Consider the following 6,531-nt stretch of genomic DNA (forward strand, 5'->3'; position numbering starts at 1 on the left):
GCCGTGCGCATCGGGGTCATCACGTTCCCGGGCTCCCTGGACGACGTCGACGCCGCCCGCGCGGTGCGCCTCGCCGGAGCCGAGCCGGTCGTCCTCTGGCACGCCGACCACGACCTGCGCGGCGTCGACGCCGTCGTCCTGCCCGGCGGCTTCTCCTACGGCGACTACCTGCGGGCCGGCGCCATCGCCGCGCGGGCGCCGATGATGGCCGACGTCGTCGACCGGGCGCGGCAGGGCATGCCGGTCCTCGGCATCTGCAACGGCTTCCAGGTGCTGTGCGAGGCCGGCCTGCTGCCCGGCGCGCTCACCCGCAACAGCCACCTGCACTTCCGCAACCGCGACCAGCGGCTGCGCATCGAGCGGGCCGACACCGCCTGGACGTCGGACTACGTCGAGGGCCAGGAGATCGTCGTCCCGGTCAAGAACGGCGAGGGCCGCTACGTGGCCGCCCCGACCGAGCTCGAGCGGCTCGAGGGCGAGGGCCGGGTCGCGGTGCGCTACGTCGGCGGCAACCCCAACGGCAGCCTCCGCGACATCGCCGGGGTGACCAGCGAGGACGGCCGGGTCGTCGGGCTGATGCCGCACCCCGAGCACGCCGTCGAGGACCTCACCGGGCCGTCGACCGACGGGCTCGGGTTCTTCACCAGCGTCCTGAAGGCGGTCGTCGGCGCATGACACAGGGGCTCTCCGACCTCGACACCGGGCCCGGCCCGCTGTCGCACCGGCTCGACACCGTCGCCCTCGCGGAGAGCACCCCCGACGTCGAGCAGCCCTACGCCGACCTGGGGCTGAAGAGCGACGAGTACGCCCGCATCCGCGACATCCTCGGCCGCCGGCCGACCACCGCCGAGCTGGCCATGTACTCGGTCATGTGGAGCGAGCACTGCTCCTACAAGAGCTCCAAGGTGCACCTGCGCTGCTTCGGCGACCTGCCGCGCGGCGAGCACCTGCTGGTCGGCATCGGCGAGAACGCCGGCGTGGTCGACGTCGGCGACGGCTACGCGGTCACCTTCAAGGTCGAGAGCCACAACCACCCGAGCTACGTCGAGCCCTACCAGGGCGCGGCCACCGGGGTCGGCGGCATCGTCCGCGACATCCTCACCATGGGTGCTCGCCCGGTCGCCGTCATGGACTCGCTGCGGTTCGGCCGCGCCGACGCCCCCGACACCGCCCGGGTGCTGCCGGGCGTCGTCGCCGGCGTCGGCGGCTACGGCAACTGCCTGGGCCTGCCCAACATCGGCGGCGAGCTGCTCTTCGACGAGTGCTACGCGGGCAACCCACTGGTCAACGCGCTGTGCGTCGGCGTGATGCGGCACGAGGACGTGCGGCTGGCCAAGGCCGAGGGCGTGGGCAACAAGGTCGTCCTCTTCGGCGCCCGGACCGGCGGCGACGGCATCGGCGGCGTCAGCGTCCTGGCCAGCGAGACCTTCGATGCCGAGGGCCCGGCCAAGCGGCCGTCCGTGCAGGTCGGCGACCCGTTCACCGAGAAGCTGCTCATCGAGGCCTGCCTGGAGATCTTCGCGGCCGACCTCGTCACCGGGATCCAGGACCTCGGCGGCGCCGGCCTCTCCTGCGCCACCAGCGAGCTGGCCAGCGCCGGCACCGGCGGCATGCACGTCGACCTCGACGCCGTCCCGCTGCGCGACTCCACCCTCACGCCCGCCGAGATCCTGATGAGCGAGTCGCAGGAGCGGATGTGCGCGATCGTCGAGCCGGGGAAGGTCGAGGAGTTCCTCGCCGTCTGTCGGAGGTGGGACGTGCTGGCCACCGTCATCGGTGAGGTCACCGACGGCGACCGGCTCACCGTCGACTGGCACGGCGAGCGCATCGTCGACGTCCCGCCGCGCACCGTCGCCCACGAGGGCCCGGTCTACGAACGGCCGATGCAGCGCCCGCCCGACCTCGACGACCTGCAGGCCGACGACCCCGCCGCGCTGCCCCGCCCGCAGACGCCCGAGGAGCTGGCCGCGCACTGGCTGGCCGTCGTCGCCAGCCCCGACGGCGCGGACAAGACCTGGGTCACCGAGCAGTACGACCGCTACGTCCGCGGCAACACCGTGCTGGCCCAGCCCGATGACGCCGGCGTGGTGCGCATCGACGAGGACAGCCACCGCGGCATCGCGCTGGCCCTCGACGGCAACGCCCGCTTCGCCCGGCTCGACCCCTACGCCGGCGCGCAGGCCAACCTCGCCGAGGCCTACCGCAACGTCGCCGTCACCGGCGCGCGGCCGCTCGCGGTCACCAACTGCCTGAACTTCGGCTCCCCCGAGGAGCCGGCGGTGATGTGGCAGTTCGCCGAGGCGGTCCGCGGCCTGGCCGACGCCTGCCGCGACCTCGGCCTGCCGGTCACCGGCGGCAACGTCAGCCTCTACAACCAGACCGGTGACGTCGCGATCAACCCGACGCCGGTCATCGGCGTCCTCGGCGTGCACGACGACGTCCGCACCCGCGTCCCCACCGGCTGGCGGGCCGGCGGCGAGACCGTGTTGCTGCTGGGGGAGACCCGGGCGGAGTTCGGCGGCTCGGCGTGGGCGTCGGTCGTGCACGGCCACCTCGGCGGCCGCCCGCCCGCGGTCGACCTCGAGGCCGAGCGCCGGCTCGGCGAGGTGCTCCGGGCCCTCGGCCGCGAGGGACAGGTCACCTCCGCCCACGACCTCGCCGACGGCGGCCTCGCGCAGGCGCTGGCGGAGTCGGCGCTGCGGTACGGCACCGGCGCGCGGCTGACGCTCGACGGCGACCCGTTCACCGCGCTGTTCAGCGAGTCCGGCGCTCGCGCGGTCGTCACCACGAGCGACCCCGAGGCCGTGCGCGCCACCGCCGAGTGGGCCGGCGTCGCGGTCACCGAGCTCGGCACCACCGGCGGGGACGTGCTCGCCGTCGAGGGCGTCGGCGAGCTCCCCCTGGACGGGCTCCGGGCGGCGTGGACGGCGACCCTCCCGGCGCTGTTCGGGACGCCGGAGGCCACCGTGGGCAGCGTCCCGGCGGGCACCGTCCCCACCAGCTGATGCCCGCGCAGCAGCCGATCCCCGCGGAGGCGCTGCGCGCGGCCGTCGACGCGGTCCGCCCGTGGCTGGCCGGCGACGCCGAGCAGCCGCCGCGGTCGGTGCTCGGCGCGGCGGTGAAGACGAGCACCCGCTGGCTCGCCCAGCAGGTGCCCGGGCGGTCGGTGGAGCTGCGGGTGCCGCCGCACGTCGCCGTCCAGCTGGTGCCCGGCCCGCGGCACACCCGCGGGACGCCACCGAACGTCGTCGAGACCGACGCCGCCACCTGGCTGCGGCTGGCGACGGGGGAGCTCACCTGGGAGCAGGCGGTCGCCGACGGGGAGGTCAGCGCCAGCGGCAACCGCGCCGACCTCTCCGCCCACCTGCCGCTGCCGCCGCTGCGCGGAGGACCGTCGTAGGCCCCGCCTAGCCTCACCGCGCCCGCCCACCACCGGGACGGACGGACGACGGGAGGTCGGCGTGGCCGCGGTCGGGAGCAGTCGCGTGCGCATCGGGGTCGCCACCTGCCGGGCGGCACCGGACCTCGACGAGGACGGCCCCCTGCTGCTCGCCGCGCTGGACGGCGCCGGCGCCGACGCCGTCCCGGCCGTCTGGGACGACCCGGACGTCGACTGGGCAGGGTTCGACGGGGTCCTCGTCCGCAGCACGTGGGACTACCCGCTGCGGCGCGCCGCCTTCCTGGAGTGGGTGGGCCGCTGCCGGGCGACGGTCAACCCGCCGCCGGTCCTCGCGTGGAACACCGACAAGCGCTACCTGCACGACCTCGCGCGGGCGGGCGTGCCCACGGTCCCCACGGTCTTCCTCGAGCCGGGGGAGTGGTCCCCTGCCGGGGCCGGCCCGGGTGACGTCGTGGTCAAGCCGGCCGTCAGCGGGAGCGCCACGGACACCGGGCGGTTCACCCACCTCTCCGCACCCGACGCGACCGCCCTGGTCGCGGCGCTGCACGCGCAGGGGCGCACGGTGATGGTCCAGCCGTACCTGCCCGGGATCGACACCGAGGGCGAGACCAGCATGGTGTTCCTCGGCGGCCGGTTCTCCCACGCGGTCCGGCGGGAGCCGCTGCTGGCCGGCCAGGGGCTGAGGGAGGCGGTGGTCGTCGCCGACGTCCTCGGCACCGTCCGCCCCGCCGAGCCCGACGAGGCCCAGCTCGCGGTCGCCCGGGCGGCGCTCGACGCGGCGCCCGGCGGCCGGGCCGCCCTGTCCTACGCCCGGGTCGACGTCATCCCCGGCCCGGCCGGCCCGGTCCTGCTCGAGCTGGAGGTGACCGACTGCTTTCTGTTCCTGGGCTCGGCCACGCCGGAGGCACGTGCCCGGCTGGCCCGGCACGCGCTGGCCGCGCTGGCCGGTGACCTCAGCCGGTGAACAGCGAGGACGCGGTCTTGACCGTCTGGTAGAGCCCGTAGGCCAGCGGCACGCCGACCAGCGTCCAGGCGAAGGCGATGAACGCGGCCGGGGTGTGCACCGCTGGCTGCCCGTCGCCGGACTGCTCCTTCGAGATCGACGTGCTCATCGGACGGCGCTCCTAGCGGGGGTCGGGGAGGTGGTGGCGTCGTCGTGACGCGGCTCGTGCCACTTGCTCGCCACGGGGCGGACCAGCAGGTTGGCGACGAAGCCGACCGCGAGCAGCCCGACCATGATGAACAGCGCCGGGCGGTAGTTGGCCGCCACCAGCGAGCCCGGCTCGCCCTGCGTGTCGAGGACGCTGTTGACGATCAGCGGCCCGGCGACCCCGGCGGCCGACCACGCGGTGAGCAGCCGGCCGTGGATGGCGCCGACCTGGTAGGTGCCGAACAGGTCGCGCAGGTAGGCCGGGATCGTGGCGAACCCGCCGCCGTAGAAGGACAGGATCACCGCGGCCAGGATCACGAACAGCCAGGTGGCGCTGCTGCCGACCGTCGCCAGGAGCACGTAGAGGACCAGCCCGACGCCGAGGTAGACCATGTAGATCGGCTTGCGGCCGATGTAGTCCGACGTCGAGGACCACACGAACCGGCCGGCCATGTTGAACAGCGACAGGACGCCGACGAAGCCCGCGGCCGCGGTGGCGGCGACCGTCGAGGTGTCACCGGTGCGGAAGAAGTCCTGGATCATCGGCGCGGCCTGCTCGAGGATGCCGATGCCCGCGGTGACGTTGCAGAACAGCACGACCCACAGCAGCCAGAACTGCGGCGTCTTGACGGCGTTGGCCGCCGACACGCTCTCTGAGGTGACCAGCGACTTCCGCTTGACCGAGGCCGGGTCCCAGCCGGCCGGCCGCCAGCCCTCGGCCGGCACCCGGACGATGAACGCCCCGAACATCATGAAGACCAGGTAGACCGCGGCGAAGGTGAAGAACAGCGCCGCGACGGCGGCGCCGCTGGGCACCGAGCCCGGGGTGGCGGGGTCGTAGGCCGGGTCGTACCAGCTCATGAGCTGGCGGGACAGCGGCGAGGCCACCAGCGCGCCACCGCCGAAGCCCATGATCGCCATGCCGGTGGCCAGGCCCGGCCGGTCGGGGAACCACTTGATGAGCGTGGAGACCGGCGAGATGTAGCCGATGCCCAGGCCGATGCCGCCGATGACGCCGTAGCCGAGGTACAGCAGCCACAGCTGGCCGGTCTGGATCCCGATGCCGCCGACGACGAAGCCGCTCACCCAGAAGCAGGCGGAGGTGAACATGGCCGCGCGGGGCCCGTTCCTGTCCACCCAGGTCCCGAACAGCGCCGCCGAGAGGCCCAGCATCACGATGGCGATGGAGAAGACGATGCCGATGGCCGTCTGGGAGGTCCCGAAGTCCTCGACCAGCGCGGCCTTGTAGACACTGGTGGCGTAGGCCTGACCGATGCACAGGTGCACCGCGAGCGCCGCCGGCGGGATCAGCCACCGGTTGAAACCGGGGCGGGCGACGATGCGCTCACGCTGCAGGAAGCCGGGTAGCGCCACGGAGTCCTCCGCTCGGTCGGGACGAACGGCCCCGTTCGGGTGCAAACAGGAACGAACGCTACGTCCGTGTCCCGGAACCCGCGCGGTGAAGGGCTCCCGGCCAGCGGGAACGCGCGGGCGCGGAGCCGCCGGGCCCGCCCATAGGCTGCGGCCATGACCTACGAGGTGAGGGGCGTCGTCGCCCGCGGCAAGGGAGCACCGGTCAGCGTCGAGACGGTCCTGGTGCCCGACCCCGGTCCCGGTGAGGCGGTCGTGGACGTGCAGGCCTGCGGGGTGTGCCACACCGACCTGCACTACCGGGAGGGCGGCATCAACGACGAGTTCCCGTTCCTGCTCGGCCACGAGGCGGCCGGCACGGTGGCCGCGGTCGGGGACGGCGTCACCGACGTGGCCGTCGGCGACTTCGTCGTCCTCAACTGGCGGGCGGTGTGCGGCCAGTGCCGTGCCTGCCGCCAGGGCCGGCTGCACTACTGCTTCGACACCCACAACGCCACGCAGCAGATGACGCTGGCCGACGGCACCGAGCTGTCCCCGGCGCTGGGCATCGGCGCGTTCGTGGAGAAGACGCTGGTGCACTCCGGTCAGTGCACGAAGGTCGACCCCGAGA

At 74.1% G+C, this 6,531-nt stretch carries 7 protein-coding genes; 5 read left to right on the forward strand and 2 right to left on the reverse strand.

The genetic code is table 11. From position 1 onward, the window contains the following. The first annotated feature begins 3 nt into the window (after positions 1 to 3). The 4 genes from purQ to BM165_RS14385 all read left to right on the forward strand — a co-directional run bounded on the left by purQ (position 4) and on the right by BM165_RS14385 (position 4,364). Positions 4 to 675, forward strand: coding sequence for a phosphoribosylformylglycinamidine synthase subunit PurQ (gene purQ / locus BM165_RS14370; RefSeq protein WP_075014189.1), 672 nt, complete (start codon positions 4 to 6; stop codon positions 673 to 675). Continuing rightward, positions 672 to 3,005: a phosphoribosylformylglycinamidine synthase subunit PurL gene (gene purL / locus BM165_RS14375; RefSeq protein WP_075014190.1), complete on the forward strand. Its 2,334-nt coding sequence runs from the start codon at positions 672 to 674 to the stop codon at positions 3,003 to 3,005. The genes purQ and purL overlap by 4 nt, the downstream gene beginning before the upstream one ends. Further along, on the forward strand, positions 3,005 to 3,400 hold the full coding sequence (locus tag BM165_RS14380) for a sterol carrier family protein (protein ID WP_075014191.1): 396 nt from the start codon (positions 3,005 to 3,007) through the stop codon (positions 3,398 to 3,400). Before purL ends, BM165_RS14380 begins: the two co-directional genes overlap by 1 nt. An 85-nt stretch (positions 3,401 to 3,485) precedes the next feature. Next, positions 3,486 to 4,364, forward strand: a complete 879-nt coding sequence (locus tag BM165_RS14385) for an ATP-grasp domain-containing protein (RefSeq protein WP_208976745.1) — start codon at positions 3,486 to 3,488, stop codon at positions 4,362 to 4,364. Here the strand turns inward: BM165_RS14385 and BM165_RS24805 are convergent. Together BM165_RS24805 and BM165_RS14390 are read right to left on the reverse strand one after the other, a co-directional pair. Next, entirely contained in the window at positions 4,354 to 4,512 is a 159-nt protein-coding gene (locus BM165_RS24805; RefSeq protein ID WP_177225185.1) for an MFS transporter small subunit, read from the reverse strand. The genes BM165_RS14385 and BM165_RS24805 overlap by 11 nt on opposite strands. Beyond that, entirely contained in the window at positions 4,509 to 5,924 is a 1,416-nt protein-coding gene (locus tag BM165_RS14390; protein ID WP_075014193.1) for an OFA family MFS transporter, read from the reverse strand. Before BM165_RS14390 ends, BM165_RS24805 begins: the two co-directional genes overlap by 4 nt. A gap of 153 nt (positions 5,925 to 6,077) precedes the next feature. Between BM165_RS14390 and BM165_RS14395 the strand changes: the two genes are divergently transcribed. Beyond that, a partial coding sequence (locus tag BM165_RS14395; RefSeq protein ID WP_177225197.1) for an alcohol dehydrogenase catalytic domain-containing protein occupies positions 6,078 to 6,531 on the forward strand: 454 nt, incomplete at its 3' end.

The sequence above is a fragment of the Geodermatophilus obscurus genome, from assembly GCF_900115395.1.
GTDB lineage: Bacteria > Actinomycetota > Actinomycetes > Mycobacteriales > Geodermatophilaceae > Geodermatophilus > Geodermatophilus obscurus_B.

Bases quoted from the DNA above. Each gene is read 5' to 3' on its own strand.
- purL (WP_075014190.1), top strand. From the start codon at position 672: ATGACACAGGGGCTCTCCGACCTCGACACCGGGCCCGGCCCGCTGTCG.
- BM165_RS14380 (WP_075014191.1), top strand. From the start codon at position 3,005: ATGCCCGCGCAGCAGCCGATCCCCGCGGAGGCGCTGCGCGCGGCCGTC.
- BM165_RS24805 (WP_177225185.1), bottom strand. From the start codon at position 4,512: ATGAGCACGTCGATCTCGAAGGAGCAGTCCGGCGACGGGCAGCCAGCG.